At 38.6% G+C, this 25,865-nt stretch carries 29 protein-coding genes; 10 read left to right on the top strand and 19 right to left on the bottom strand.

The genetic code is table 11. The features are described from left to right. Positions 1–479: 479 nt before the first annotated feature. The 4 genes from ACQKFO_RS03655 to ACQKFO_RS03640 all read right to left on the bottom strand — a co-directional run bounded on the left by ACQKFO_RS03655 (position 480) and on the right by ACQKFO_RS03640 (position 4,658). Positions 480–2,399 carry a vWA domain-containing protein gene (locus tag ACQKFO_RS03655; protein WP_427596937.1) on the bottom strand — a complete coding sequence of 640 codons (1,920 nt, stop codon included), beginning with the start codon at positions 2,397–2,399 and terminating at the stop codon, positions 480–482. A gap of 10 nt (positions 2,400–2,409) precedes the next feature. After that, on the bottom strand, positions 2,410–3,291 hold the full coding sequence (locus tag ACQKFO_RS03650) for an ATP-binding protein (protein ID WP_427596936.1): 882 nt from the start codon (positions 3,289–3,291) through the stop codon (positions 2,410–2,412). Positions 3,292–3,459: 168 nt separating this feature from the next. Then, positions 3,460–4,365 carry a GNAT family N-acetyltransferase gene (locus ACQKFO_RS03645; protein ID WP_427596935.1) on the bottom strand — a complete coding sequence of 302 codons (906 nt, stop codon included), beginning with the start codon at positions 4,363–4,365 and terminating at the stop codon, positions 3,460–3,462. A gap of 89 nt (positions 4,366–4,454) precedes the next feature. Further along, positions 4,455–4,658, bottom strand: a complete 204-nt coding sequence (locus ACQKFO_RS03640; protein ID WP_427596934.1) for a DUF6501 family protein — start codon at positions 4,656–4,658, stop codon at positions 4,455–4,457. 154 nt (positions 4,659–4,812) lie between these two features. Here ACQKFO_RS03640 and ACQKFO_RS03635 point away from each other — a divergent pair, with 154 nt between their 5' ends. Further along, on the top strand, positions 4,813–5,154 hold the full coding sequence (locus ACQKFO_RS03635; RefSeq protein WP_427596932.1) for a hypothetical protein: 342 nt from the start codon (positions 4,813–4,815) through the stop codon (positions 5,152–5,154). Between the two features lie 38 nt (positions 5,155–5,192). Here ACQKFO_RS03635 and ACQKFO_RS03630 read toward each other — a convergent pair whose 3' ends face one another. From ACQKFO_RS03630 to ACQKFO_RS03615, 4 genes are all read right to left on the bottom strand, one after another. After that, on the bottom strand, positions 5,193–5,819 hold the full coding sequence (locus tag ACQKFO_RS03630) for a DedA family protein (protein ID WP_427596931.1): 627 nt from the start codon (positions 5,817–5,819) through the stop codon (positions 5,193–5,195). A 27-nt stretch (positions 5,820–5,846) separates the two neighbouring features. Next, the gene (locus ACQKFO_RS03625; protein WP_427596930.1) at positions 5,847–6,677 is read right to left on the bottom strand and encodes a GNAT family N-acetyltransferase; all 831 of its coding nucleotides are present in this window, start codon (positions 6,675–6,677) and stop codon (positions 5,847–5,849) included. A gap of 31 nt (positions 6,678–6,708) precedes the next feature. Then, on the bottom strand, positions 6,709–7,587 hold the full coding sequence (locus ACQKFO_RS03620; RefSeq protein WP_427596929.1) for a gamma-glutamylcyclotransferase: 879 nt from the start codon (positions 7,585–7,587) through the stop codon (positions 6,709–6,711). A 189-nt stretch (positions 7,588–7,776) separates the two neighbouring features. Then, the gene (locus ACQKFO_RS03615; protein ID WP_427597781.1) at positions 7,777–9,414 is read right to left on the bottom strand and encodes an AMP-binding protein; all 1,638 of its coding nucleotides are present in this window, start codon (positions 9,412–9,414) and stop codon (positions 7,777–7,779) included. A 403-nt stretch (positions 9,415–9,817) separates the two neighbouring features. Between ACQKFO_RS03615 and sda the strand changes: the two genes are divergently transcribed. Continuing rightward, the gene (gene sda, locus ACQKFO_RS03610) at positions 9,818–9,952 is read left to right on the top strand and encodes a sporulation histidine kinase inhibitor Sda (protein ID WP_044336757.1); all 135 of its coding nucleotides are present in this window, start codon (positions 9,818–9,820) and stop codon (positions 9,950–9,952) included. Between the two features lie 203 nt (positions 9,953–10,155). Here sda and ACQKFO_RS03605 read toward each other — a convergent pair whose 3' ends face one another. The 3 genes from ACQKFO_RS03605 to ACQKFO_RS03595 all read right to left on the bottom strand — a co-directional run bounded on the left by ACQKFO_RS03605 (position 10,156) and on the right by ACQKFO_RS03595 (position 14,559). Beyond that, a complete protein-coding gene (locus ACQKFO_RS03605; RefSeq protein WP_427596928.1) occupies positions 10,156–10,284 on the bottom strand; it encodes a hypothetical protein in 129 nt (42 codons plus the stop codon). 173 nt (positions 10,285–10,457) lie between these two features. Then, complete coding sequence (gene odhB, locus ACQKFO_RS03600) at positions 10,458–11,693, bottom strand: 2-oxoglutarate dehydrogenase complex dihydrolipoyllysine-residue succinyltransferase (protein WP_427596927.1); 1,236 nt, start codon at positions 11,691–11,693, stop codon at positions 10,458–10,460. A 19-nt stretch (positions 11,694–11,712) separates the two neighbouring features. Then, positions 11,713–14,559, bottom strand: coding sequence for a 2-oxoglutarate dehydrogenase E1 component (locus ACQKFO_RS03595; protein WP_427596926.1), 2,847 nt, complete (start codon positions 14,557–14,559; stop codon positions 11,713–11,715). Between the two features lie 541 nt (positions 14,560–15,100). On the opposite strand from ACQKFO_RS03595, the gene ACQKFO_RS03590 reads away from it, so the two are divergent. Continuing rightward, on the top strand, positions 15,101–15,613 hold the full coding sequence (locus ACQKFO_RS03590) for an Hsp20/alpha crystallin family protein (protein ID WP_427596924.1): 513 nt from the start codon (positions 15,101–15,103) through the stop codon (positions 15,611–15,613). A gap of 24 nt (positions 15,614–15,637) precedes the next feature. Here the strand turns inward: ACQKFO_RS03590 and ACQKFO_RS03585 are convergent, their stop codons facing one another. From ACQKFO_RS03585 to ACQKFO_RS03575, 3 genes are read right to left on the bottom strand one after another with little or no spacing between them, the layout of a single operon-like run. After that, positions 15,638–17,047, bottom strand: a complete 1,410-nt coding sequence (locus ACQKFO_RS03585) for a HAMP domain-containing sensor histidine kinase (protein ID WP_427596923.1) — start codon at positions 17,045–17,047, stop codon at positions 15,638–15,640. Next, positions 17,044–17,724 carry a response regulator transcription factor gene (locus ACQKFO_RS03580; RefSeq protein WP_427596922.1) on the bottom strand — a complete coding sequence of 227 codons (681 nt, stop codon included), beginning with the start codon at positions 17,722–17,724 and terminating at the stop codon, positions 17,044–17,046. The genes ACQKFO_RS03585 and ACQKFO_RS03580 overlap by 4 nt, the downstream gene beginning before the upstream one ends. A gap of 32 nt (positions 17,725–17,756) precedes the next feature. Continuing rightward, positions 17,757–17,882, bottom strand: coding sequence for a hypothetical protein (locus ACQKFO_RS03575; protein ID WP_427596921.1), 126 nt, complete (start codon positions 17,880–17,882; stop codon positions 17,757–17,759). Positions 17,883–18,082: 200 nt separating this feature from the next. On the opposite strand from ACQKFO_RS03575, the gene ACQKFO_RS03570 reads away from it, so the two are divergent. Both ACQKFO_RS03570 and ACQKFO_RS03565 read left to right on the top strand, forming a co-directional pair. Then, positions 18,083–19,303 carry an MFS transporter gene (locus ACQKFO_RS03570; protein WP_427596920.1) on the top strand — a complete coding sequence of 407 codons (1,221 nt, stop codon included), beginning with the start codon at positions 18,083–18,085 and terminating at the stop codon, positions 19,301–19,303. A 181-nt stretch (positions 19,304–19,484) separates the two neighbouring features. Then, positions 19,485–19,661: a hypothetical protein gene (locus ACQKFO_RS03565; RefSeq protein WP_427596919.1), complete on the top strand. Its 177-nt coding sequence runs from the start codon at positions 19,485–19,487 to the stop codon at positions 19,659–19,661. A 53-nt stretch (positions 19,662–19,714) separates the two neighbouring features. Here the strand turns inward: ACQKFO_RS03565 and ACQKFO_RS03560 are convergent, their stop codons facing one another. Beyond that, positions 19,715–20,179, bottom strand: a complete 465-nt coding sequence (locus ACQKFO_RS03560) for an NUDIX hydrolase (RefSeq protein ID WP_427596918.1) — start codon at positions 20,177–20,179, stop codon at positions 19,715–19,717. A 374-nt stretch (positions 20,180–20,553) separates the two neighbouring features. Here ACQKFO_RS03560 and ACQKFO_RS03555 point away from each other — a divergent pair, with 374 nt between their 5' ends. The 3 genes from ACQKFO_RS03555 to ACQKFO_RS03545 all read left to right on the top strand — a co-directional run bounded on the left by ACQKFO_RS03555 (position 20,554) and on the right by ACQKFO_RS03545 (position 22,157). Beyond that, positions 20,554–21,279, top strand: a complete 726-nt coding sequence (locus ACQKFO_RS03555) for a LamB/YcsF family protein (RefSeq protein ID WP_427596917.1) — start codon at positions 20,554–20,556, stop codon at positions 21,277–21,279. Positions 21,280–21,363: 84 nt separating this feature from the next. Further along, entirely contained in the window at positions 21,364–21,657 is a 294-nt protein-coding gene (locus ACQKFO_RS03550; RefSeq protein WP_427596916.1) for a hypothetical protein, read from the top strand. Positions 21,658–21,749: 92 nt separating this feature from the next. Further along, positions 21,750–22,157 carry a secondary thiamine-phosphate synthase enzyme YjbQ gene (locus ACQKFO_RS03545; protein ID WP_427596914.1) on the top strand — a complete coding sequence of 136 codons (408 nt, stop codon included), beginning with the start codon at positions 21,750–21,752 and terminating at the stop codon, positions 22,155–22,157. Positions 22,158–22,195: 38 nt separating this feature from the next. Here the strand turns inward: ACQKFO_RS03545 and ACQKFO_RS03540 are convergent, their stop codons facing one another. Next, a complete protein-coding gene (locus tag ACQKFO_RS03540; RefSeq protein WP_427596913.1) occupies positions 22,196–22,585 on the bottom strand; it encodes a thiol-disulfide oxidoreductase DCC family protein in 390 nt (129 codons plus the stop codon). Between the two features lie 85 nt (positions 22,586–22,670). Beyond that, entirely contained in the window at positions 22,671–23,255 is a 585-nt protein-coding gene (locus ACQKFO_RS03535) for a histidine phosphatase family protein (RefSeq protein WP_427596912.1), read from the bottom strand. 168 nt (positions 23,256–23,423) lie between these two features. Between ACQKFO_RS03535 and ACQKFO_RS03530 the strand changes: the two genes are divergently transcribed. Further along, the gene (locus tag ACQKFO_RS03530; protein ID WP_427596911.1) at positions 23,424–24,275 is read left to right on the top strand and encodes an STAS domain-containing protein; all 852 of its coding nucleotides are present in this window, start codon (positions 23,424–23,426) and stop codon (positions 24,273–24,275) included. Positions 24,276–24,333: 58 nt separating this feature from the next. Here the strand turns inward: ACQKFO_RS03530 and ACQKFO_RS03525 are convergent, their stop codons facing one another. Together ACQKFO_RS03525 and ACQKFO_RS03520 are read right to left on the bottom strand one after the other, a co-directional pair. Next, the gene (locus ACQKFO_RS03525; RefSeq protein ID WP_427596909.1) at positions 24,334–24,822 is read right to left on the bottom strand and encodes a hypothetical protein; all 489 of its coding nucleotides are present in this window, start codon (positions 24,820–24,822) and stop codon (positions 24,334–24,336) included. Next, positions 24,806–25,291, bottom strand: a complete 486-nt coding sequence (locus tag ACQKFO_RS03520) for a hypothetical protein (RefSeq protein WP_427596908.1) — start codon at positions 25,289–25,291, stop codon at positions 24,806–24,808. The genes ACQKFO_RS03525 and ACQKFO_RS03520 overlap by 17 nt, the downstream gene beginning before the upstream one ends. A 137-nt stretch (positions 25,292–25,428) precedes the next feature. Here ACQKFO_RS03520 and ACQKFO_RS03515 point away from each other — a divergent pair, with 137 nt between their 5' ends. Further along, a complete protein-coding gene (locus tag ACQKFO_RS03515; RefSeq protein ID WP_427596907.1) occupies positions 25,429–25,626 on the top strand; it encodes a hypothetical protein in 198 nt (65 codons plus the stop codon). Positions 25,627–25,865: the final 239 nt, after the last annotated feature.

Raw genomic sequence — 25,865 nt, 5'->3', positions numbered from 1 at the left:
TTCTATAAATTTTTCCTCATCTTATTATTCATTAACCTTCCCTTCGTCATGAATACAACTCGCATTTATATGATTTTCACCAAACAAAAAAGAATGACCTTCTACGATAAAGTGAGAATAGTCATTCTTTTTATTATACATTTTTTTCCTCTTTTTTCGAACATAACGAATTTTTCACCTACAGATTTTTAGCAAACCATGGAGAGAGATATTGTTTCTTAGAGGTTCTTTTTTGCCTCCATCCTTTTAGATTTAAGATATGATTCATTCTGTGATATTCTTGAATCGCCGCATTCATATCAGAAATATTGTTCATCCTACCCATCCCCTTTAATGTTATTACTTTCAGTATATTGCAGGTAAAGGGGATCCGAATGAGATGGATGATTGATTTTGTTTCAGTCTAAGGACTGATTTGAATTGCTCCTCAAAAAAAAAGACGACTACATGTTTCCCATGTAATCGTCTTGGTTCTTCTTCTATATACTTTTATACAGAAGCTTTCGTAATAAAGGAAACAACACCTCAGGGAGTTCTTCTACATCTGATACAAGAATGCTGTAATTCCCATATATATTCTGAATGGTTTTTCTTTGCCCCTCATCTATCTCGCCGTTCGCTAAAAAGACGTTGATGACTTCTATCCCTTGTTTTCTTGCGTCTAATACAGCCTCATGGGTATCAACAATCCCGTTTTGCTCATAATCCATGGCTGCTGGCTCACCATCTGAAAAAACAAGAAGGAATTTCTGTTTTTCTTTCCGTTTAATAATCCGTTCTGTCATTAAACGAATGGCAAAGCCATCCCTATTATCTTCTTCAGGCTGGAGCTGCATGATTTCTGAACCACTGTTAGGTTTTAAGGAAGAATAGAAATCCAGTACAGGATTCATATAATTGGGTTGACTGGTCTTTGTTGCGCTGTTGGTATCTTCCCAGAAGCCGATAACTTCATGTGGCACGCGAACGGACTTTAACGATTCATGAAATAACGTAATTCCAAGCTTAGTTTGATCCATCTTGTCATACATTGATCCGGAACAATCCACCAATAGTGAAAACACGGCATCTATTTCAGAGGAAGGATTCAGTTTTTTATAGAAAAGTCTTGGATTATCGTCAGTAATAAACCGCAATAACTTTTTGTTTAACCTGCCGAAGTGCAAATCACTTCTAGGCTGGATGCGCTTATGTTCCAATGTTTTCTCGATCATTTTCTGAAGTTTCTTCTGATAAGGAGCAATTAACCCTTTGTTAAGGTTATACAAGTGCTTATCTTCTGAAGTAGGAATGGTTGGTGAAATAAAGTGAGGTACAGCAAAGCGATTGTCTTTTCCATACTCACCTTCCCCTCCACCAAGTTCATCCCTTTCTTGCTCCTGTGCCCTCACATTTTGGTACTGCTCCTGCTCCGTTTCTTTGGCTGAGCCCTGTACCATAGCCATTGCCTGGTCCCCATCATCTCCTTCACGGACACCTTCGCCCATAAGGTCGGATTGAGACCCTTGATCTAAGTCAAACTGAAGGAAGGACTCCCCTTTGTCACTCGTCTCCCGGTGCCAAGTTCGGAATTCTTCATCTATCACTTCTTCCTCCCCTGTACTCTCCTCTTCCAACACATCCTGATTAGCAAGGGGATCTTTTCTCTTTAAATCATCAAATGTTTCAGTAAAGATTTCCTCCGTGTCATACACATCTTCAGGTAAATGGAAGTATTCATTTAACATATCTTTTCTAACAATCTCATCTATTACTTCTACCATTTCCAAGCAAATTCTTACCACATCTTTTGTGTTACGGGTTTCAAAGAAGCGGGTGATTTGCCGATGCAAAAAGGGCATTGCTAAATCAATATCCTCATTTATCCGAACAGGTTCTTCTAATGGTGATTGTGCATGGAGAAGAAGGAATATTGAATTAAATAGTGCATCTGTAAAAACACTTTTCGTTATATTTACTTTGAGCTGTGCTTCGAAATGCTGGCGATATAATTTTCTTCTTGTTTCAAATGACTTCTTTGTTCCGGGACGCTTTGATTTACAAATTTCCTCTAAGCGAGATTCTTCACCAATGACAAATAGCTGCTTTGCAAATCGGGGAACGGACGTTGCTTTTACCTTCTCAATATAATCAATAACATCATCTTTCTTGGTTTCATGAAGATTACCGATCGTCCTTAAATAAATATCACTTTTCAATCCATGTATTTCTTCTTCTTTTTTTCGGTGATCCCAAAAATGACTGACATAAACCGTTCCTTCCTTATAATCGAGATAAGAAAACGGTCCGTATTTCAAGTTCATATCGGCATTTTTGGAAAGTGTTTTCGTCAAATCAGCCATTTCCATCACTAAAAAAGAGTCTATTGTTTCATCATTAAATTGGATAAATCGATGCATTACATGTCCCTCATTCAAATAATGTTTCAGCTATATTTTGAATAGCCGCTTTTTCTCGTTCATCTTCCAGTTTATCTACGATTCCCCGTTGTATAGCCCTTTTGGCCGGCAAGTACACGGCTAAATCACAGGCATCCAACAGGGCACGTATGGAAGCCGCTTCCTCTGAAATTTGGCCATTCTTCACTTGAACCAATAAATCCGAAGACAGGGCTACAAATTGTGTAATAAGCTTAGAATCGGACAGCTTGCTTTGACTTCCAATCACACTCTTTAACGTTTCCCCTTCGATATATGGTACGTCGATTACAACAAAACGATTTTTTAACGCTTCATTTAAAGGAACTGTGCCTACATATCCTTCATTGATTGCCGCTATTACACCGAATGTAGGGGCGGCTTTGACTATTTCCCCTGTAAATGGATTCGTTATACTTCTGCGGTAATCCAACACACCATTTAAGATCGGAAGTGTTTCAGGCTTAGCCATATTGATTTCATCTATATAAAGGAGATGTCCATTTTTCATCGCTTGAATAACAGGTCCCTCAATGAATTCAATGGTGTTTTTACCGTCTCTTTCGCTGATTGTTTTGTAACCCAGTAATGCTTCTGCATCCAAGTCAACCGAGCAATTTATACTGTGCATCGGTTGAGAGAAGATGGATGACAAGGTATCAGATAGCTTCGTTTTCCCTGAACCTGTAGGTCCCTTAAGAAGAAGATTTTTCCCTAATGACAGAGAAATGATACTATCTTCAATTATATGGTCTTCACTGGCGGTATATCCCCCTTCTCCAATTAATGAAGAATTCTCAGGAGAAGAAAATAATTGTTTTCTCTCATTTATTATATAAGTAACCGATTCTGGTAATAACCGTTCAACATTCATTTAATGACATCCTTTCCATTTCACATACTAGACATTCTACATGTAATAACGCTTAAACTGCAAAGGCTATGCCTAATTTTGTTTCAAAGCATATATTTTAGTTCTGAATTAGCATCCAATTAATATACCAAAATGAAAAAACACCCTTGATTGGGTGTTTTTCAGCTTCTACACTTCTAAATCATATCGAGTGAACCCCCGATATACGTACATACCAGCTTTTTGATAAACGATGGTTGCGTCTGTATAGCTATCACTGTCGACTGAAAGAGCGGCTGTAGTCATTCCTTCCTCTTTCAATTTTGAAAAAGCATAATACAGCAAATAATGGGCAAGCCCTTTACGACGCCACTTTTTGGCAATCCCCAAATGAGTGATTTCCCCTAATTTTGTTTCATGGTTAACCGTGCAAAAGACAAAACCTATCAGGTCATTTTCTCCTCTTAATACAAACCAGAGATCGGGATCAAATGAAGGACGAAGAAAACGATTCTTAAATTCATCCAGACTGGATGGGTGATAATCAAAGTGGTCCGAAAACACCTCTTCAAAAATCTGATGAAGACTCTCCGCTTCTGTATCGGGGTTGAAACTTGAAATACAATAAGATGAAGAGACTGATGCGACAATTGGATCTTCAAGGTCTTTTTTCATCTGAAACCAATAACGAGTTGGTTTAAAGCCATATTTCTCAAAAGCCTTTTTCTCTTTCTCAAGATTCGCAGAAAGGATAATGGTTTTTGTGTCAGAATTCGTTTCTTTCTTTCTCATGGCTGAAGTTAGAAGTTCTTCTGCCAACTCACCAATATAGAGATCCATGTGATCATTTGGGAGGGCAAGGATTAATGAAGGTAAACGGTGATCTTTTTCAGAAAGAATGGAGATAGCCACTAGATACCCTTCATCCCAAAGCCCTCTTCGGTCAGCTTCAGGAATTGAATCAATCATTTCTTGAATATCAGCTTCACTCGTTTGAACCTCTCCAAATACTTCAGTTTCATAACTCTTGAATAGGTTAATTAGAGATGCTTGGTCCTCCATAGAAATGATTCGCTTACTAAATGAGTGTTTCATTCTCTTCTCCCCATATGCACCATATTTTAGTAGCCAACAAAAAAAGCCGGTTTCTTCAAATTAAAAGAAACCAGCCAGAAAGAAGTGGATTACACCTCTTCAAAGTACTCTTTGTAGAAGCCTCCCATTTTGCCACTTTCATCGATGACGAAGTAATACTCTTCAGATTCGTTTTTCACTTCGTATTCTTTTCCAATGGTTAAAACATTTTCAACTGTATATTTTTTCGCATCCGTATGTACACATTTTACTTTTTTTCCGGTATCTTTTTCCGTCCAAGTTTTGTGAATCAATTCAATAACCTCCTGTTTGTATGTACTATGGTAATAGTATATTCTTACAGAGCCATAAGTTCAACTACTATCTCATTTGTCAGTTTTTTGTGAAACTATCACTTCCAACAGGAAAATATGGTATATTATAGGAGGGATTTGCAGGAGAGGTACGATGATGATGGCGAGAAATGGATTAAAAAGAATAGGTATGTTCACTTTTGTATTGTTAGTTTTTTACATGAGCACGCACCGACCTGATGAAGAACAATTTTATTTATGGCTTTTAGATAATTACAATATTGAATGTCATGAATCAATAACATGCACGAAAAAACTTGAAGGGAACTCTTATTCAACCCTGATTGAAACAGGCTCAAATGTTAAAAACGGCTACTTGCTATTTAACACAATCGGTAAAATATATGAGGATGAAAATGGCTCAATAACCACAATCAAGGCTCTGGGTGTATTCGGGAAGTATTTTACTATTATTAAGGATGAACAGGATAGATAGACTGATTAAAGGAGAAGGCATCTTTGATCAGTCTTTTCTTATTTTCGAGAACGTACCTTCTTCCATTTCGAGGTATTAGGGGTTTTTTTCAAGGTAAATACAATACTATACACAATTACCCCGATGAATAAAATGGAGAAAATGATTCCTGCCTTCACGCTCACTTCTTCCAGTAGCCCCTGAAAACTTTTTGGGAAATACCTCCCTATCTGAAAATACACAAATCCCCAAACGAAAGCAGAAGGAAGAGCATATAAGAGAAACTTCATGAAAGAAATTCCTTTCGACGTTCCGGCAATATAAGGCATAAATAATCGGATGCCTGGTATAAAATAGCTAAACGAAATGGCAAAGGGACCATACTTATTTATCCATTTTTCACCATTATCAATGAGTTTCCTTGATTTATCTCCCTTCATAAATCGAGAAATTAATTTTGTTCCGAAATATCGGCCGTTTAAAAAGGCGAAGATTCCATAAGAGATCAAACCACTATACATGAAGAAAAAGGAGGTATACGGGTTGAAATTTCTCCATTCAGATAAATATCCCGATAGGGCAGCAGCGAGTTCGTTAGGCACCGGCAATCCTAAAAAAACAATCCAGCTAAAAAGAAACATGGCGATATATCCAAATTGATCGACCAATTGTAGTAAAACATCCATCGTACCACCCCATTTCACACAAACCGACTATTTTGTCTCACTTATCAAACCTGCCTGCACTTTTCTATTCACTACCCAATATTGATAGGTTGAAAACGGTTGGAAGCCCAACCTCTTAAGAATGGGGGCAGAGTGGCCGACTCTCGCCTGACAGGTTACAAACCGACATTGTGCTCGTTTTGCCATATCCAATCGATGGGCCACTAAAGAAGAATATACCCCTCCATGCCTTGCTTCTTGGAGCACCCCTCCTCCATTGAGATAAAGGACTTCATGATCACGGCTGTACCGAAAATTTCCGTATCCAACGGGATGACCCTCCTTATTGTAAGCTAATGTGAACCCACCATCCGGTCCCCATTTGCTCATAAACTCTTTTCTTTGTTTAAAGATGACCGCCTTGTCTTCTTCCCGATATCCCCATATGGAGGAGCTGATTTCTACAAGGTCATGGATGTGAAGGTCACTTTCAACTGTAATGACTCTATGAGAAGGTGAAGGGATTAAATGACTCTGATACAGATCAAATACAAGTCCCTCATAACGCTCTTCCAGAATACCATCACGTGATTGGAGAAATTCCTCTTCCTGGTCGATAAGTGGCTCCCTGATCCACATACTAAAGGATTCCTTTCCATAAAACCCTTCAATCACCTTCCATTTTACATGAAGTTCATTCATATTGTTCACGATGAATTTAGGTACCTTATTCGCAAATACATTCTTCAACTGTTTATTTTTAATTGCAACGATTCCATCACTGTGTAAACTATCCACTTCACTCGGTATCAATCGATCTGGATAGTCCCAGTGATGTGATTCTATTGCAGTAAATAATAGATCATCACTTACCTTCATGACTTGACCTCCCGAAACCTCATTTGTACATCTATTCTTCTTCGTTAAGAAGATTCTGCACCTGCTCTTCTGTCATCCCTATTCCAACTAATTGTTGCTGTAACTTATTATGATAGGACTTGCTTACATGTGGGAGACTGCCACGAAGAATCTCTTTTGCATAATGGTCTGGGGGACAGGTTTCCTGACACTTGCCTTTCACAATAAAGGTTAATACGTCCTTGTGATACTTCCCATCAATCTGTATGTCGATGAAAGCTGCTCTATACCATCCAGGAGCTACCCCTTCTCTTGTGAACAAGTATTCTACTGCCTGTTGGGGGAGATCATATACTACCCCTTCCATTGTCCCTCCATCCTCAATGATGTCTCCCCGGCCACCATCATGGACTTTAAAGAGATACTTCATAGAATATCCCTCTAGAACTCCTGAACCAAGGCAGTTTTTAAAATGGTGATCTACTTGCGCTAATTTAAAACGCTCATCATCCATGCACGAACCATACGCAAAATAAAGTATTCTATCAGGCTTTTCATTTAGAAACTGATGAACTTTCCAATCTCCTGAAGGAATTTCTTCCTGAAACAATTCTTTGTTTTCAGAATAATACACAAAAGCTTCCTGAGGTCCATTATCTGTGTTGACAAGTTTGAGCTTTCGTATATAAAGGTTGTCTTCACGTTCTTCGATGAAATCCTCCAACTCATCTAACGGTGATAATATAGTGGAGTTGATTTTATATAATTCGCCATAGGTGGTCCCATTGCCTTCTTTTAGTGCTGGATATCCTCTTTTTGTATCGTAAAGAACACCTTCCACCCAAGCTTGTTCTCTCATCAATATGGCTTCCTTTAATAAAAAATGATTGCTTTCATGTTTTCTTAACGTCCCATAAACAAAAACATACACAGATAATCCACTTCCCTTTAATTTACATAATTATATTATTGTTAATAAATTAATGATGCTTTCCTCTATTTTAGCAAATAGTCTCTGAAATTTCAGTTATCTAATACTCTATTATACTTTTATTTCCGTATGAAAAGGACATTCCCGTTGAATGGGGAATGTCCTTTTGGAGGAAGCGTTTTCAATATATTAATTGCTTTTAGGCAGGGCTGCTTCTTTTGCCTGCTCTCTTAAACGAAACTTTTGAATTTTTCCTGAAGCTGTCATTGGGTAGGAATCAGTAAACTCGATATACCTTGGAATTTTATGACGGGATATCTTCCCTGTGCAATAATCTCTAATCTCTTCTGGTGTTGCTGTTAGACCTTCCTTCAAAATAATCCAGGCCATAACTTCTTCACCATAGACTTCATCAGGAATTCCAATGACTTGAACATCTAATACCTTTGGATGGGAATAAAGAAATTCTTCAATTTCTCTTGGATAAATATTCTCACCGCCTCGAATGATCATGTCTTTTAACCTTCCAGTAATTCTACAATAGCCGTGTTCATCCATGACCGCTAAGTCACCTGTATGCAGCCAACCTTCATGATCTATGGCAAGTCTTGTAGCCTCTTCATTCTTGTAGTACCCTTTCATGACGTGATACCCACGAGTACACAACTCTCCCTGTACCCCATAGGGAACTTCCCGGTTCGATCCAGGCTCCACAATCTTCACCTCTACATTTGGCAAGGCTTTTCCAACCGTTTCCACCTTTAATTCAATCGGGTCATGGGTACGTGTCTGCGTAATGACAGGGGAAGATTCTGTCTGACCATAGGCAATGGTTATCTCATCTGCCCCCATTTTGTCCATGACGCCCTTCATTACTTCGATAGGACAGTTACTTCCTGCCATAATTCCAGTACGTAAATGGGAAAGATCATATTGATCAAAGTCTGGAAGGTTTAACTCAGAAATAAACATGGTTGGCACTCCATGAAGCCCTGTACATTTTTCATCCTGCACCGTTTGGAGTACATGTTTCGGATCGAATTCCTGTAATGGAACCATAGTAGCGCCAACGGATACGCATGCTAGTGTACCCAATACACATCCGAAGCAATGAAAGAATGGAACAGGAATACATAAACGGTCTTCGTTCGTCAATCTCATGCACCCGGCAATATTATAACCATTGTTTACGATATTCGAGTGGGTAAGCATGACTCCTTTAGGAAATCCTGTCGTTCCTGACGTGTATTGCATATTGATGGCATCATTGGGGGAAAGGCTCGAAAGTCTTTCATCCAACTCACCTTCCTCAACATCATCCCCTCTATCCATAATTTCCTGCCAGCTATATGTACCTGGATATGCTTTCTCCCCTAAGACAATTACATTTTTTAAATAAGGAAGTTTTGGACTCTCCAATTCTCCGGGCTTAGAGGTTTTCAATTCAGGACAAATTTCATACAACATGTCTATATAGGAAGCCCCTCTGAACTCTTCCATCAAAATAATCGTTTTACTGTCGGATTGCTTCAATAAATATTCTAATTCAGCAGTACGATAATTAGTATTTACGGTTACCAGTACAGCTCCCATTTTGCCCGTCGAAAACTGACTTATCAACCACTCAGGAGTGTTAGAAGCCCATATCGCAATATGATCTCCTTTTTTGATCCCAAGATTCATAAACCCTTTTGCAGCTTGCCTGCACTGTTGGTTAAATTCATGATAAGACCATCTTAATCCCCTGTCTGCGTAGACGACCGCTTCAACCTCAGGCTGTATACGAGCTTTCTCTTCGAGTAGTTCACCTACAGTTGTTTGTATAATCTCCGACAAATGAATATCCCCCTTTATCTGTATTCATGTAAAGCATGGAACCTTTCAGTATATGTAGTCAAAGAGGTAAATGTTTCAGTTCCTTATGCGTGTAATATTATCACAAAAATTAAAATTTTCAAACTAATTAATAGAGGATTTTCTTATGTCTTTTATTTCTCAAAGGTGAATGGCTATTGATAAGAGTTAGCTGACAAGTTTCTACATGACCTCGATGAGTCCAACTATTTATATAGACAAAAAACGCCTTCTCTAAACCTGTTTCTACATAATAACTATAAATACTACTTTAGACGTAATTTATAAAAAACCCTTTTCAAATGCGCAATTTCTATGTAGAATATATAGAAAATATAGAAAATTCTATATTTTATACATTCCTGGGAGGTTGGTCATGAAAATCTTAAGTAATGAACAGTTGGTGGCAGCTTATCGTGATGCTGAGAAACAAGGGAATGATCAAGACTGGATTTTGCTTCTTAAGAAAGAAATTCGTAACCGAGGATTGAAGCCTTTTAGGAAATCTTGACAATGAAAATTTAAAAAGAATAATAGCTTATATCTCACCCCCTGAGATGCGATTTTTACGACAGACTCATATTCACTTGAGTCTGTCTTTTTTCATTCTTATTCAATTTGACTGGGCTATTGATTTCAGCTCCACGCTCTGTAATCAAAAGGTTAAGAAAAATCATCAACACATGTTGAATCACATTCATAATAGAACATGCCTTAACTGTGTTTCTTAATTTTGGATCCATGATATTCCTCAATTTGTTTGAATTGCTTATTATCCAATAGTCCCATTTTATGAAATAGATACGAATACTGAATCACTTTTTTCGAATTGAAGTTCTTCATCTTTACACCTTCCCTCTTTTTCATGTCCGAAAGTTTCCTTTAGCAAACTTTATTTTAGTTATCCATATTTTATTCTCTTAGTAAAAAAACGTGAAAAAAAAGCTGATCCACAATCCAATAATGGATGTATGAATCAGCCAAACATTCATCTATTTCTATTCAATCAGGACTGCTTATCCTTCAAGTAGTAAGTCTTCTGGATTCTCAAGTAAATCTTTCACCATTGCCAGGAATCCAACTGCTTCTTTCCCATCAATGATTCTATGATCATACGATAAAGCAATATACATCATAGGGCGATTTTCCATTGTATCTTTATCAATGGCCACTGGACGAAGCTGAATTTTATGCATTCCTAAAATCCCAACTTGCGGTCCATTTAAGATTGGAGTTGATAGTAATGAACCGAAGACCCCACCATTTGTAATCGTGAATGAACCACCTTGCAGATCCCCAAGAGATAATTTGTTGTTTCTAGCCTTAGTAGCCAGTTCCATAATTTCCCCTTCGATTTCTGCAAAGTTCTTGCGTTCACAATCGCGTACAACAGGTACTACCAGTCCATCATCCGTAGATACAGCTACCCCGACGTCATAGAATTTCTTAAGGACAATTTCATCCCCATCGATTTCTGCGTTCACGTATGGGAACTTCTTAAGAGCCGCTACAACCGCTTTTGTAAAGAAACTCATGAAACCAAGTCTTACATCGTGGTCATCAAAGAATTTATCCTTTTTACGTTTACGTAGTTCCATTACTTTGCTCATATCAATCTCATTAAACGTTGTAAGCATGGCAGCTGTTTGCTGAACCTCTACTAAGCGTTTCGCAATCGTTTGACGACGGCGTGACATCTTCTCACGAACAACCGGCTTTCCATCATCTTTTTTCGCAGGTGCCTTCTTCTCTTGAACAGAAGGTTTAGATGGAGCTTCAGCCGGCTTATTGCTATAGGCTTCAATGTCCTGCTTACGTACACGGCCTAGAGGATCTGTTGGGACATCGGAAAGGTCGATACCTTTTTCACGTGCTAACTTACGGGCCGCAGGAGAAGCGATTGGACGATTCTTCTTGTCCTCTTTCGCTGGTGCTTCTTCAGTTGCCTTTTCTTTCTTATCTTCCTGTTTAGGGGCAGGAGTTTCTTCTTTTGTTTCAGAAGTAGCTGGAGCTTCACCTCCTGCACCTACAATGGCAATAACTTGACCGACTTCAACCGTATCGCCTTCATCAGCTTTAAGTTCTTGAATCGTACCTGCTTCTTCTGAAATGACTTCAACATTCACTTTATCTGTTTCCAGCTCAACGATGTATTCGCCCTTTTCCACATAATCCCCAGGCTGTTTCAACCATTGGGCGATTGTACCTTCTGTAATTGATTCTGCTAATTCTGGAACTTTAATTTCTGCCACTGTGATGTCCTCCTCTTTCTTATCGGGTTAACGCTTCGTTAATAATTCGTGATTGTTCTTTTTTGTGTACTGTTGGTTCACCTTCTGATGGACTTGAACGTCTGCGACGGCCGACATAATGTACTTCAACACCCTCAGGTGCAATGTCGCGGAGTCGTGACTCTGCAAATGTCCATGCCCCCATATTCTTAGGTTCTTCTTGAATCCATACAATTTCTTTAAGGTTTGAATATCTTTCCAGAATAGCTGATATATCACCTTTAGGGAAAGGATAAATTTCTTCTACCCTAAGAATGTGTAACCAATCCTTATCATCGATATTTTGAAGCTTCTCTTCTAAATCAATCGCAATTTTCCCGCTGCATAATACAACCCGTTCAACAGCATCCTGATTCTCACCAAGTCCCTTTTGCTCCAGGACTGAATGGAATTCTCCGTGAGCTAATTCCTCAGCTGTGACAGCTGCGAATTGATTTCGGAGCAGGCTTTTCGGCGTCATGATTACAAGTGGTCTTACTTCTTCCTTTTGTAAAATGGCAGCTTGACGTCTAAGGATATGGAAGTATTGACCAGCTGTTGAACAGTTGGCAACCGTCCAGTTATATTCTCCACCCAGTTGCAGGAAGCGTTCTAAGCGGGCACTTGAGTGTTCAGGCCCTTGACCTTCGTATCCATGTGGTAACAGCATAACCAGGCCGGTTTTTTGACCCCATTTTGCACGACCGGCTGAAATGAATTGATCGAACATCACCTGTGCCATATTGGAGAAATCACCAAATTGAGCTTCCCAAAGGACCAACGTCTCAGGTGCAAATACATTGTACCCATACTCATATCCAACCACAGCCGTTTCAGTAAGGGGACTATTAAGAACAACAAACGAAGCATGACTGTCCTTAAGGTTGTGTAAAGGAATGTATTCTTCACCGGATTTTTCATCATGAAGGACCAGGTGACGTTGAGCAAATGTACCGCGCTCTGAATCCTGTCCCGTTAATCGAATCGGTGTTCCATCCTTCAAGATAGAAGCGAATGCCAACGTCTCAGCATGGGCCCAGTCAATTTTCCCTTTACCTTCAAACACCTGACTGCGTCGTTTTAAAATGCGCTCCAACTTCTTGAACACATTAAAGCCATCCGGCCATTGAAGCAGTTCATTGTTTAAACCTTCTAGCTTATTAAAATCAACACTTGTATTAATTTCCGGTAAGCCGTTTGCCACATACTCTGGTGGAGCAAGAACCGTATCGGGATCATCGTCTTTAGCCGGTACTTTATCGTAAGCCGCTTTTAATTCTTCTTCGATGTCGGTATCCATTTTCTCAACATCTGCTTCTGTAACGATTCCTTCTGAAATTAATTTTTCAGCATATAGTTTTTTAACATTTGGATGATTTTGAATGACTGAGTACATTAAGGGATTCGTCACCATCGGTTCATCCATTTCGTTATGACCAAAGCGACGGTAGCCGATCAGGTCAATGACAAAGTCTTTTCCAAATGTTTTACGATATTCATAGGCGAGCACCGCTGCAGCAAGACAAGCTTCAGGATCATCTGCATTGACATGGACAATAGGAACTTCAAAGCCTTTGGCAGTATCAGATGCATATTTCGTAGAGCGGGAATCACGGCTTTCGGTCGTGAAGCCGATCATATTGTTTGCAATCAGGTGAATGGATCCACCCGTGTTATACCCACGTAATTGACTCATATTTAATGTTTCAGCTACAACACCTTGTCCAGGGAAGGCAGCATCCCCGTGAATCATGATGGCGTAGGAAGATTCCGGTGATTGTGCAGGATAACCCTTTTCTTCACGAACTTCTTGTGCAGCACGTGTGTAACCAGCCACAATCGGGCTCACAACCTCTAAATGACTTGGGTTATTCGCCAGAGTAACCCTTGCTCTCGCTGTTGAAGACTGTAGAGGTGAGATTTCGCGATCAGCACCTAAATGATACTTAACATCACCTGTCCATCCATATGTAATCCCAATTGATCCTTCTGAAGGAATCAGATCCTTGCTTGGGGCATGTTGGAATTCAGCAAAAATCATTTCATAAGGTTTACCGATAACATGGGCCAATACATTTAAGCGCCCTCGATGTGCCATGCCGATATTGACTGTTTTAGCACCTGATTCAACCGAATAACGAACCATTTCGTCCAGTAAAGGCACCATAGTATCCAGTCCTTCAATGGAAAAACGCTTCTGACCAACAAAAGTACGGTGAATATATTTTTCAAATCCATCCACTTCGGCGAGGCGTTTTAATAACGCCAGTTTCTTTTCTTTTGAAAGAGGAGTGAAATAGGATTCTGATTCAATCTTTTCTCTTAACCAATTCTTTTCTTCAAGCTCATGGACATGAGCATATTCAAATGCCAGTTTTTTAGTGTAGACCTGTCTTAAATGATTGATTGCCTGCAAACCATCCTTTATGTGAGAAGGTGCATTCGGGCACAAGAAATCAACAGGAATCTGCTTTAAATCCTCTTCAGATAAATTAAACTCTGATAGTTCAATTCTTCTTGTGTCTTTATTTCGGTCATTAAGGGGATTAATATCCGCAGCTAAATGACCATATGTACGAATATTATCAGCTAATTTGACTGCAGCTACCATTTTACTTAACGCAGTCGGTTGTGCCGGCAACGTGAATGATGTATCCCCATGCTGAGCACTTGTGATTACTTGTACGTCTTCAGCTGTAGGAGGGCCCCATTGTTCGAATAATTCTTTCAATTCAGGATCTACGTCTGTTGGATCCTCCAAGAATTGTTCATAAACCTCCATTACATAGCCTAGGTTAGGTCCGTAAAACGATTGCCACGGTTCCCCTTTTGCCGATTGCTTTTTCATTGTGAAAAACCTCCAACTATTTTGCCAGTTAGTATAATTTGGGTATCATGTATTCTTACAATTTCAAAGCCATATTTCATTATGCAAGAATAGTAATTTTAAACACATTAAAACGCTTACAAGGACATTTTATCACTGTGCAGTAGTAAGATAAAGTCTTAATGACAAATTTCTCAAAATTTTGTTTTCCGTATTATGCATACGGATATTACTTATATTCCCATAATAAATTACAAGGAAACCTTTTTGTGTATCGACTATTCTGAAATAATATTTTATTAAGCGCTTTCTCTTTCACCTTCTTGTATCCCTGATATGAGGGTACTTTTTTCATAAACCATCTTACTACTGTTACTAAAAAAAACCAAATATTTTTTGTTATTTTTCATAAATTTTTATAGATTATAAGATTTTCAGAATGATAAATAAACCTTATGTGTAAAATTTCTTCACACTTGCAAATGAACTCATCGCCCATGCATTGCATACAATATAACAATCATGGCAGTTGGCCTATAAAGATTAAAGTGAGGTGGTTCACATGTTCCCATGGAGTTTATTTCCTTTCAATAAAGACATGAAAGATCAAATGAATCAGATGAATCCGAATGAAATGGATTCCTATATACAGGGTATGATGAAAAAAATGTTCCCGGGCGGATGGGACGGTATGATGAATCCAAATGACATGATGAGCGGGGCGCAATCCTTTATGAATCCGATGGGCAATCAGGGGCAGAAATCACAGCGGGGGCAGCCTTCTCCTTCTTCAAATTCAATATCTGCAAATGTCTTTGAATCGTTTGAGGATATTTACATCCGGTTTCAGGTTCCAAGTGAAGAGTGGATGAAGCAATTGAAAATTTTCCATACGTCGAATCAGGCAATTATCGAGAACATCCCTGAGCAGGGGGAAAGACAGGTCATCACACTCCCTTGTCTAGTGAAAAAAAAAGGCGCAGTGGCTCAATACAAAGACGGAATATTAGAACTGAAAATACCTAAAAGCATTGACATGCAATATACAGAAATAGACGTCTCAGATAAATATTGAGACGTCTTTACTAGTAAAATACAATTAATGAGCATACTTAAGAGAGATGCGTATAATGGTACCTGCGGGTTCGTTTCTTAAGGCTAAGATATCACCGTTGTAGTTTTGGACAAGCTTTGACGCGATGGCTAACCCCAAACCATAACCTCCTTGTTCACGATTTCTTGCCTTATCCACACGGTAGAACCGGTCAAAAACCTTTGGAAGATCATCTTCTGGAATTCCGATCCCTTCGTCTTTCACCTCGATCATCACATCTTCTTCACGATTCACTAGCTTTATTTCAATGTTTGAATGTTTATCAGAGTATTTAACGGCATTATCTAACAGGATGATCATAATTTGTTCCAGATGCCTTGGCATAATAATCACCATCGTTTCGAAATCCAACTCATCCAAGCACAGAAAAGTGTGTTCTTGATGTAGGAATTTAAAGTCTTTGATAACCTTATCAACCACTTTTTGTGGATTGGCACGAGCGGTTTGAAGGTCAAATTTCTCACGATCCGCCCTGGAAAGCTCCAGCAATTCACCTATAAGCCTTTTCACTCTTTCAAGTTCTTCCAATGACACCTGTAAAGATTCTTCCAGTATCGACGGATCTTTTTTTCCCCACCTGTTCAAAAGAGCGAGGTGTCCTTCTAATACCTGTATGGGCGTTCTTAATTCATGTGATGCATCTTCAACAAATTGTTGCTGTTGCTGAAACGATTTCTCTATTTCGCTCATCATCTTATTGAAAATTTGAGATAGGTCACTGATTTCATCGTGGGCCTTCACAATCTCCACTCTTTCATGAAATCCTTTTCTTTCTATGGATCTCATTGTTTCAGAAAGCTTATTTAATGGACGTACAAAGCTTCTAGCCATGAAATAGCCGATAATTGCACTGATCAATAGCGCTAATACGCCCGTGATGGTCATCATCCAGAACAGGTTTTTCATGATCTTTTCATAACGGTTTAAAGGCTGGATAATTTCAATATATCCATTGAATTGACTAGATCTTATCGGAGATCTCCCAATAAGCATTTGTTTCCCCTCAGATTCAATGAGTGTAACTGCCTTCTCTCCAACGGGTTGAAAAGGAACGTAAAAAGCTGATTCATTTTCACCTCGTATCTCCAATACTTGATCACCCTGACGATCTAAAATACGTATAGTCTGGTCCTTTTCAGCGATTTGCTTCATCAAATCCCGGCTATCATAGATGTCCTGGAGCTGTATATTTGGCCCTTTTTGTTTAAAAAACACCGTAATTTCATCCAGAACACGACCAAAGTTATTTTCTTCTTCATCCACCATCCACTTACTGATTGCATGATATTGAAAAAAACTAAATAAGAAAAAGGCAAGGAATATGGCTGAACCAGCCGCTAATGCCCACTTCACTTTAAGAGAAGAGGGCTTAAAACGATTCATGAATGTATTCATGTCCTCATCACATACCCGGTACCGCGTACAGTTTGGATGTAACTTTCTTCGTCAGGCGAATCAATTTTATTTCTCAAGTACCTTACATAAACATCCACTACGTTCGTTTCAACTTCAGTATCATACCCCCACACTTTGTTGAGAAGGACTTCCCGGGTCAATACAATATTTTCATTTTCCAAAAAGGCGAGTAAAAGATCATACTCCCTTTTCGTAACCTCGATTTCTTGTTCAAACTTAAATACTTGACGTGACTCCTTTTGAACGGTGATATCACGGTAATGATAAGTTGTTTGTGTCGGAGCTGCCTCTTCATTTCCGGCTCGTCTAAATACAGCCCTCAATCTCGCTAACAGTTCTTCAATAGCAAAAGGCTTTACGATATAATCATCTGCACCGCTGTCCAAGCCAGATACACGATCCATTACACTATCCCTTGCCGTGATCATGAGGATCGGAATAGCTTTTACTTGCCGGATTCTTCTGCAAACCTCAAGTCCGCTTAAATTTGGCAGCATGAGATCCAATAAGATTATGTCCCAATCCTCGTTTAAACCCTTCTCTAAGCCCCCTCTTCCATCATAGGCAAGACCCACTTCATATCCTTCATATTTAAGTTCCAGTTCAATGAACCGGGAGAGATTTTTTTCATCTTCTATGACTAAAATTCTTTTCACATCAATCACCTGCTCTAAATGCTTAATACGTCTTATTTTATTTTACTTTTGCTGAAAATAAAATCATTAAGCGCTTGAAAGATTTCAATACCTTGATACGTCATTAGTGAAATGGCAGTAAAACTGAAAAATAAAATAGGAATTATTCGAATCCACATGGTTCTTACCTCCCTTTTTATCATTACCGTCATTTTCCTCGACTTTCATTAAAATTGAATGAGAAAGGGGTAAGTTTTCACTAAGAGAAGAAAGAAACGTTAGGTTTACATAATGATATTATAATCAAATAATTAGATAGTATGAAATTGCTCCTGTTGAAGAAAATAAGAGTTGTATAAATAAAAATGAGGTGCACGAAATGGAAAGTAAGAAAAAATTAGATTTACTTGCGTTATCCTCTATTCCTTTTGTTATGACACTAGGGAATTCGATGTTGATCCCTGTTCTTCCTCAATTAGAAAAGGAGCTTAACATTACGGGATTTCAATCAAGCTTGATCATAACCGTTTACTCCATCATAGCCATACTCTGCATTCCAATTGCCGGTTATTTATCCGATCGTTTCGGGAGGAAAAACATATTAATACCCAGTTTAGTCATTGCAGGAATCGGTGGCCTCATTTGTGGATTTGCTTCCATCTACGGTTCTAACGCTTATATTTTTGTAATTATTGGAAGGGTTGTTCAAGGAATTGGAGCAGCCGGTGCTTTCCCGGTCGTCATCCCTACCGTCGGTGATCTGTATGAAGATGATGATCAAATCACCAAAGGATTGGGCATAATTGAAACATCTAATACATTCGGCAAAGTTCTAAGTCCAATACTTGGTGCATTATTTGCCGCATGGATTTGGTTCATTCCCTTTTTTTCCATTCCAGTATTTTCACTTTTATCCATCCTACTGATCGTCGTTTTTGTAAAAGTCCCAGCTAAAAAAGGAGAAGGAGCGAAACAAACCATTAAGGAATTTGTTCACGAAGTGGGAATCGTCCTTATGAAGGAAAAGAAATGGATTTTCGGAATCTTTATTATCGGAATCATTTCCATGTTCACTTTATTTGGATTTTTATATTATTTATCAACCCGCTTAGAGCAGACTTATGGAATTAATGGAGTAATGAAGGGACTATATTTAGCAGTCCCACTCCTTTTCTTATGCCTTACCTCCTATATAACCGGAAAATTGATCGGAAAGAGCAAAGACAAGATGAAGTGGGTCATCGTATTTGGATCCATTATGAGTTCGGTGTCTTTCATTCCATTGATCTTTACTGAAGGAAAATGGATCATCTTGATTATTTTTTCCATTGCTGGTATCGGAATGGGTGCAGCCCTTCCCTGTCTGGATGCATTGATAACAGAAGGAATCGAGAAAGAACACCGTGGGACCATTACCTCCATTTATAGTTCGATGAGGTTTACAGGTGTCGCTTTAGGTCCTCCTATAGTAGCGTTGATTGAACCTTTGAATACCTTTATCATTTTCATAGTTCTAAGCCTGCTTTCCAGCCAGGTCGGAATACTTTTCATTAAGGTTCCAGAAACTCCCCCGCAAGCTTTCTCAACTAAAAAGGCTTAAGGATTCATTACATGATGAAAAAACGGGGCTGAATGCAGGCTCCGTTTTTTTCAGTTGCATCCCTACATCTGCTGAGTAGAATAAAGGAAGCTTCACTTTGCGATCCCAATATGTTTATTTCGATTCATAATGTGGTAGATATATCCATAAATATGATAGGGATCGTAAGGGAGGAATATTTATGACTTGGATAATCGTGATTGTTTCACTTTTTGTACTTCTCATTCTGGCTGAGGAAGTCATTAATTATTTTCTACGTACAAAAGTAATCGATCATCACCCCAAGGCGAAAAGAAGCGAAGGGAAGAGGAAATCTTTGTTTCAAAAGGTAAAGCTGAAACTGACTCATTCACAGTAAGTTGTACTATATAGTCTAAAAGGTGGAGAACTTCTTCTCCGCCTTCACTTACATCACTTCTTTGACACAATATGCAATGTTTCATTTGGTTGATGTGATAACATATCTTTAACCTCTTGAGGATATAATTGAACTTCTGAAAGTTCTCCAAGGGGAATCCACTTATATAATAAACGATCCCCTTCCAGTCCATGAAAGGCGTCCTTTTGAAAAATTACCTTGTCTGCGGCTTTCACTGTATAGTAGAAACCAATTTCATGGAAATCCCATTCTTTATAGGGGAAGAAATTTTCGTTCACCATGATCAATTGTTCTACATGAATATCTATCCCTAGTTCCTCTTGCATTTCTCTCTTTAAACTTTCCTGTGATGCTTCTCCCATGACTACTCTTCCCCCGGGCAACGACCAGTAATTGTCTTCCACTTGTTTATGTAATAAAATATGGTCCTGTTCTATCCAGACTGCCACTACCCTGTAATTAAATACATTTTGGTTTTGTTTAAATACAAGATCCATTTGACCCCTCCTTCCCCTTCATTCTAACCATTGCCTAATAAATACACAAAAAGAAGACAAAAGCTTCAGCAAAACTTTTGTCTCCAAAGGAAAGAAATTAGAATGGGTCTTATATAATAAAGATTTAAACAAAAAGAAAGCTACCCCACTTCCATTTTGTTTAGGGAGTGATAAATCCTTATTCATAAGCAAGATTCATTGTAACGGGTGAAAAAGTGAACTCTATTAGAACAAGATTAAAATTTGATGAGAAAATCATTTTCTCACTTGATTCTCCACAACTCTATCAGAAAAGCATCGAGATTAAATTTATGATATGATAAATAAGAATTCAGAATGTTACAATTCATTCTATTGGATGAAAGGATGGAAAAATGAAAATCGATTTAAACTGTGATTTAGGAGAAAGTTTTGGTACATATACAATTGGACAAGATGAAGAAATGATGAAATTCGTTTCCTCCGTCAATGTCGCTTGCGGATTCCATGCAGGAGATCCTCTCGTAATGAAACAAACCGTCACAAATGCATTAAGTCACAACTTAAAAATAGGTGCTCATCCCGGGTTGCCTGATCTTCAAGGCTTCGGGAGAAGAATGATACAAATATCCCCTAAAGAAGCGTATGCCCTTGTACAATATCAAATTGGTGCCCTCCTTGCTTTCATTAAGGCACAAGGAGGTAAGTTGTCACATGTTAAGCCCCATGGTGCCCTCTATAATATGGCTGCGAAGGATTCCAAATTGGCTGCATCGATTGCTAAAGCAGTATACGACCTTGACCCTGGATTAACATTGTTCGGCCTTTCTCAAAGTGAGCTGACAAAAGCTGGAGAGGAAATCGGATTGCATGTTGCTCATGAAGTATTTGCCGATCGAACCTATCAATCTGATGGTTCACTAACTCCCCGTTCCCTTCCCAATGCCGTACTTCATGATGAAAACGAAGTCGAAAAGCAAGTCTTACGGATGGTTGAGAAACAGGAAGTAGTTTCAACAGATGGTGAGGTATTATCAATTAAAGCGGATACCATTTGTCTTCATGGAGATAACACGGCTGCTTTAAACCTTGCAAGAAGATTATTTGAAAAGTTAAGTTGAATTCTATAAGGGCTATACTTAGCCCTTATTCTATGGAGAATGTAAAGGATTTGTCTAATGTATAGAAGATAGGAGCAGTCTCTAATGAATAAGACTTTACTACTCGAAGGGTTCCGTTGGATGTTCATCTTACTTGTTGCTTGCGTTATTATTCTGTATGGCTATCAGCGGTTCCTTTTGCACTCTAGCATTGAAACATCTCTACAAACCGTATCTCCCGACTCAACCATCATTGGAATCATTCAAACCCATACCACTGATAATAAAGAAAAAGTGTATAAAGCTTTATACAAGACAACAGACGGTAAGTGTTACCGAGCTTCATTCGAGCGTAAGGGGCGCACATTCATAAGTAATCATGAGGCATCCTGTGAATAGAAGGTATTGACCTTTGAAACGATCCATACGTACCTTTACTCAGTTCGAATCAGCAGAAGAATCTATAAAATCAGATAGAAAGGGTCATTGCCATGATAAAAACTTTGACAATCGATACTAAAAAACGTGATGAGATGATTGATATCACCACTTATGTCCAAGACATCATCACCAATGCAAATATGAAGGAAGGTGTTGTTGTGGTTCAATCCTTACACACAACAGCCGGAATCACGGTGAATGAAAATGCTGATCCCGATGTAAAAACAGATTTTTTACGTCGATTAGACGAGGTATATCCTTGGGAACATACTCTCGACCTTCATGGAGAAGGAAACACAGCTGCCCATTTAAAGACAAGTACGGTCGGACACTCTCAAACAATCATTGTCACTAATGGAGAGCTTCTATTGGGAACTTGGCAGGGCATCTACCTCTGTGAGTTTGATGGCCCACGTTCTGGAAGAAGGGTTTCGGTTACTACGATTGACGCTGAATAAGGAACGAAAAGACTCGGGGGCATTTCCACCGAGTCTTACTATTCTATAAAACGTTCTCTTATGTTTTCAGAAGGCAGCATACAAGACTCTTGCTTTCCAAACCATTTATATCTATTCTTAGCAATCCATCTGTACACCCTATCTCTTAGGGGCTTAGGGACAATTATGCATGTAGCGATAAGCTTCCATGGCCATGTCAAATGAGAGCTCACCTTTAAAGCAGCGATTGATTCCACATACGCTTTATCTTCTTCAATTAATACAAAGCTATCTGTAGTATGAGGAATGTTGTGCTTCTTCAATAATTGTTGACCAACCCCACTTTGTAAGGAAGCAAACTGGTATATTCCTTCTGGATCACGTTCGATAATAAATCTCACACTACTATTGCAGAAATTACATATGCCATCAAACAAAATTATTGCCAATGAAATCACACCGTTTCATGAATATCCCATATTCATTTCTAATTATAATAGAATTCATAACTTCTTTCCAGGAAGTTACCTGCTCTTAACCTTTTGAATGCTCCGATAGGTGACCTATTTCATTATAGGAATGAACTGCCCATCGTTCACTCTTGAAATGGAGATTGGTCAGGCAGCCGTTAAAAAGCTTTATATGCTCGAGAACTGCCTTTTCTTGATGAAACTCCCGCAATACTGCATTGATGACAGCACCGTGAGCAACCAACAGTACCTTCTGGTCGGGAAACTGAGCATGAATCTCTTCCAGCCCCTCCTGCACCCTCTCGACCAACTCTTCGTACGATTCCATATACGGAAAGTTAAAATCAGGATACCGCTTTATCCTTTCTTCACGGGACAATCCCTCACCCTCACCAAAATGGCGTTCCTTGAAATGATCCATTTCAACGATTGGCAGTTCCAATGATTCATTGATAATATCCGCTGTTTTTCTCGCTCTCATCAAAGAAGTGGTTATGAGAACATCCCATTCTGATTCCTTCAAAAACTCTCTGCACTCTTCTGCTTGACGTTTTCCAGTATCATTTAATGGTATATCCGTTTGACCTTGTAATTTACCCAAAAGATTCCATTCAGTTTGACCATGTCTTACTATGCATATATGAGTCATTTTCATTTACTCCTTGTAATAAAGTTGATGTTTCTAATATCCGTACATTATCCAGGCTTTAAGATAGATATAATTCTGCTAGATTTTATGATATACTATATTACCATTAAAAGAGATTATTTTGAAAGTTTTAAATAAATGAGCAGTATAAGGAGTTGGCTGAAAAGAATGAGAGATGAATTATTATATCTGGGTCAAGAAATTGTTACACATAAATCTGAAATTGCTAAAGGTGTAATTGACTATCAGGAACAACGATACTCTGAACAACTTAAGTTTTCAGGTGTGAACATGGAGAAGGTCACAGAATGGAGAATTGAATTAATACAAATACTGGGAGAATCTTTATTTGAAAATCAAAAGGATTCTCTTATTAAAATAAAAGAGTGGACACAGAAAGTCGGGACTATTGCCATTGAAAAAGGTATCTCCCTAAACGAATCTTCAAAAACTCTATCCACATTCCGTACGGCCATTTGGGATTTTTTCAATGAACAAATCGACAAACAAATTTCAGCCTCCATTATGTTGCAATCAAATAATAAGATAAATCCCTTACTCGACGAAATTGCTTATCTTTTCAATGAGTTATTTATTAAGCAACAGAAAGATCAGTTGGCCCTTGTTCATACTGCTATGGATGAACTATCAGCACCGATTGTGCCGATAGCTGACAAAATTGCGATACTTCCTCTTATCGGGGAAATTGATACTCATAGAGCCAGCTCTGTTATGGAAACGGCTCTAAAGAAAAGCTCTGAATTACAACTGGACTATTTATTTATTGATATATCAGGTGTAGCCATCATGGATACGATGGTTTCGCATAATATCTATCAAATTGTAAATGCTTTAAAAATGATGGGTGTCCAATCGGTATTAACCGGTATCCGTCCTGAAGTTGCCCATACTTTAGGGAATCTGGGTATTACCTTCGACGATTTAAAAACAAGCTCAAGCTTAAAACAGGCTCTTGAGGATATCGGATTCAATCAATATGAGGTTGTCCTTCCCCTATAATGAAAACCAGAAACCATGATGCATCATGGTTTCTGGTTTTTTTGGTTTTTTCCAAACACTAGTCACTCTGATTTATTGTATGATGAAACAATAGTTGAATGCTTTGGACAGCCATATATATGGGAATCGACCAATACATTTCATACCCTTTATCGAAATGGAATATACCGATTCTGACTGTGAACCATTCCATTAAGATAGAAAAAGCTGTCCAAATCAATAAATAAGCAAGATTCATAATCCCTCTTATCTTTATCTTTTTATATATGTATATGAAGAAATAACTATAAGGGCCATACATGATGTAACTTATAAAGTCAATTGCCTGGTAAGCGGAACTGTCATTGACATCATAGAAATCCCATGGAGGTATACTTATCGTATGATCATAGAACATTCCTATAGATATGCCATAAATATAATAACTTAACCCTTCAAGGAATGAGAATATTTTTGGCGTAATCCAGATCAACAAAAGGAGAACGATGAGACTAATGATGATAAACCACTCGTTTATGTCAAATGATCTCTCATAGATTCTGTCCACTGTCTCGCTCCTCCTTTTTCTGCAAATAATATAGCCCTAGTCCTATCCAAATACAAATCAATAAGTATGTTCCATTAATGATAATTGTATTTAACAGGCTCCATTGGGGATACTCAAGCGTTTTAAAGTGTATGTGAAGGATATCCAATCCACTGATAAAAAATAGCAAGCAAACGTATAAAAAGAATTGATGAGTTCTATTTCCGTAATTCAAGTAACCATTCACCATGACAATCCCGACTAATGGCAAAATGCATTCCCGGTTTATCAATAAGCTGATGAATTGAGTGACGTCCTCTGAGGCCTTAATCCACTCCAGTTTATTGGTCATAATAGTAATGTAATTCGTTGAAATGATCGATAACACCATGAACTGTATGGAGTTTGAAGTGAATGAAAGCTTCTTTCGCATAAAACTGACAATATATATCAGCATGATCAATATGGAAATGAAGAAAGGAAGAGACATTGTTTTCTCCTTAGATTTTTCTTACTATCTTTGCCTTAATCGACTCATTACATAACTAAATCTTCGACTAGAGAGTTTGGATGTTTGTATTATTTTGCAAGGGGAAAAGAGTAAAGGAGAATAAAGGAGGTCATTTTATGAAACATGAATCTATCAGCCCCAAATATGCAAGAGATGAAATAAAAGAAGTCTTTGTGGATGGTTTGCAGCGGGACTTATCACCTGAAGAAGAAGGACTTATCTCAGGATGGACTCAAAGCTTTAACAAAAGCGAACGTGCCACCATCATAAATATGCTAAAAGAACTACTAAACAAGCATAAAAGACATGACTAAACCAAAAGCGCAGGCGGCTGGTCAGCCCCGACAAGCATAAGGCGAATCAACCGGAAAGGCGCTCTTTGCCTTTTTGGTTGATTTGCCTTATGACCTCGAGGGGCTAGCCGCCGGAGCTGGATGAACCAAAAGCGCAGGCGGCTTGGTCAGCCCCGACAAGCATAAGGCGAATCAACCGGAAAGGCGCTCTTTGCCTTTTTGGTTGATTTGCCTTATGACCTCGAGGGGCTAGCCGCCGG

Source organism: Rossellomorea sp. NPDC071047 (assembly GCF_050270195.1).
In the GTDB taxonomy this organism is placed as follows: Bacteria; Bacillota; Bacilli; order Bacillales; family Bacillaceae_B; genus Rossellomorea.
Note: the sequence above shows the minus strand (reverse complement) of the source record. Positions and strands in the feature narration are given on the sequence as shown.

Coding starts and splice junctions, on each gene's coding strand:
- ACQKFO_RS03545 (WP_427596914.1), top strand. CDS start 21,750: ATGATAAAAACTTTGACAATCGATACTAAAAAACGTGATGAGATGATT.
- ACQKFO_RS03575 (WP_427596921.1), bottom strand. CDS start 17,882: ATGTGGATTCGAATAATTCCTATTTTATTTTTCAGTTTTACTGCCATT.
- ACQKFO_RS03535 (WP_427596912.1), bottom strand. CDS start 23,255: ATGACTCATATATGCATAGTAAGACATGGTCAAACTGAATGGAATCTT.
- ACQKFO_RS03520 (WP_427596908.1), bottom strand. CDS start 25,291: ATGTCTCTTCCTTTCTTCATTTCCATATTGATCATGCTGATATATATT.
- ACQKFO_RS03590 (WP_427596924.1), top strand. CDS start 15,101: ATGTTCCCATGGAGTTTATTTCCTTTCAATAAAGACATGAAAGATCAA.
- ACQKFO_RS03630 (WP_427596931.1), bottom strand. CDS start 5,819: ATGGATGTTTTACTACAATTGGTCGATCAATTTGGATATATCGCCATG.
- ACQKFO_RS03550 (WP_427596916.1), top strand. CDS start 21,364: ATGAATAAGACTTTACTACTCGAAGGGTTCCGTTGGATGTTCATCTTA.
- ACQKFO_RS03605 (WP_427596928.1), bottom strand. CDS start 10,284: ATGAAGAACTTCAATTCGAAAAAAGTGATTCAGTATTCGTATCTATTT.
- ACQKFO_RS03650 (WP_427596936.1), bottom strand. CDS start 3,291: ATGAATGTTGAACGGTTATTACCAGAATCGGTTACTTATATAATAAAT.
- ACQKFO_RS03655 (WP_427596937.1), bottom strand. CDS start 2,399: ATGCATCGATTTATCCAATTTAATGATGAAACAATAGACTCTTTTTTA.
- ACQKFO_RS03515 (WP_427596907.1), top strand. CDS start 25,429: ATGAAACATGAATCTATCAGCCCCAAATATGCAAGAGATGAAATAAAA.
- ACQKFO_RS03530 (WP_427596911.1), top strand. CDS start 23,424: ATGAGAGATGAATTATTATATCTGGGTCAAGAAATTGTTACACATAAA.
- sda (WP_044336757.1), top strand. CDS start 9,818: ATGAAAATCTTAAGTAATGAACAGTTGGTGGCAGCTTATCGTGATGCT.
- ACQKFO_RS03585 (WP_427596923.1), bottom strand. CDS start 17,047: ATGAATACATTCATGAATCGTTTTAAGCCCTCTTCTCTTAAAGTGAAG.
- ACQKFO_RS03635 (WP_427596932.1), top strand. CDS start 4,813: ATGATGATGGCGAGAAATGGATTAAAAAGAATAGGTATGTTCACTTTT.
- ACQKFO_RS03595 (WP_427596926.1), bottom strand. CDS start 14,559: ATGAAAAAGCAATCGGCAAAAGGGGAACCGTGGCAATCGTTTTACGGA.
- ACQKFO_RS03560 (WP_427596918.1), bottom strand. CDS start 20,179: ATGGATCTTGTATTTAAACAAAACCAAAATGTATTTAATTACAGGGTA.
- ACQKFO_RS03645 (WP_427596935.1), bottom strand. CDS start 4,365: ATGAAACACTCATTTAGTAAGCGAATCATTTCTATGGAGGACCAAGCA.
- ACQKFO_RS03625 (WP_427596930.1), bottom strand. CDS start 6,677: ATGAAGGTAAGTGATGATCTATTATTTACTGCAATAGAATCACATCAC.
- ACQKFO_RS03570 (WP_427596920.1), top strand. CDS start 18,083: ATGGAAAGTAAGAAAAAATTAGATTTACTTGCGTTATCCTCTATTCCT.
- ACQKFO_RS03565 (WP_427596919.1), top strand. CDS start 19,485: ATGACTTGGATAATCGTGATTGTTTCACTTTTTGTACTTCTCATTCTG.
- ACQKFO_RS03555 (WP_427596917.1), top strand. CDS start 20,554: ATGAAAATCGATTTAAACTGTGATTTAGGAGAAAGTTTTGGTACATAT.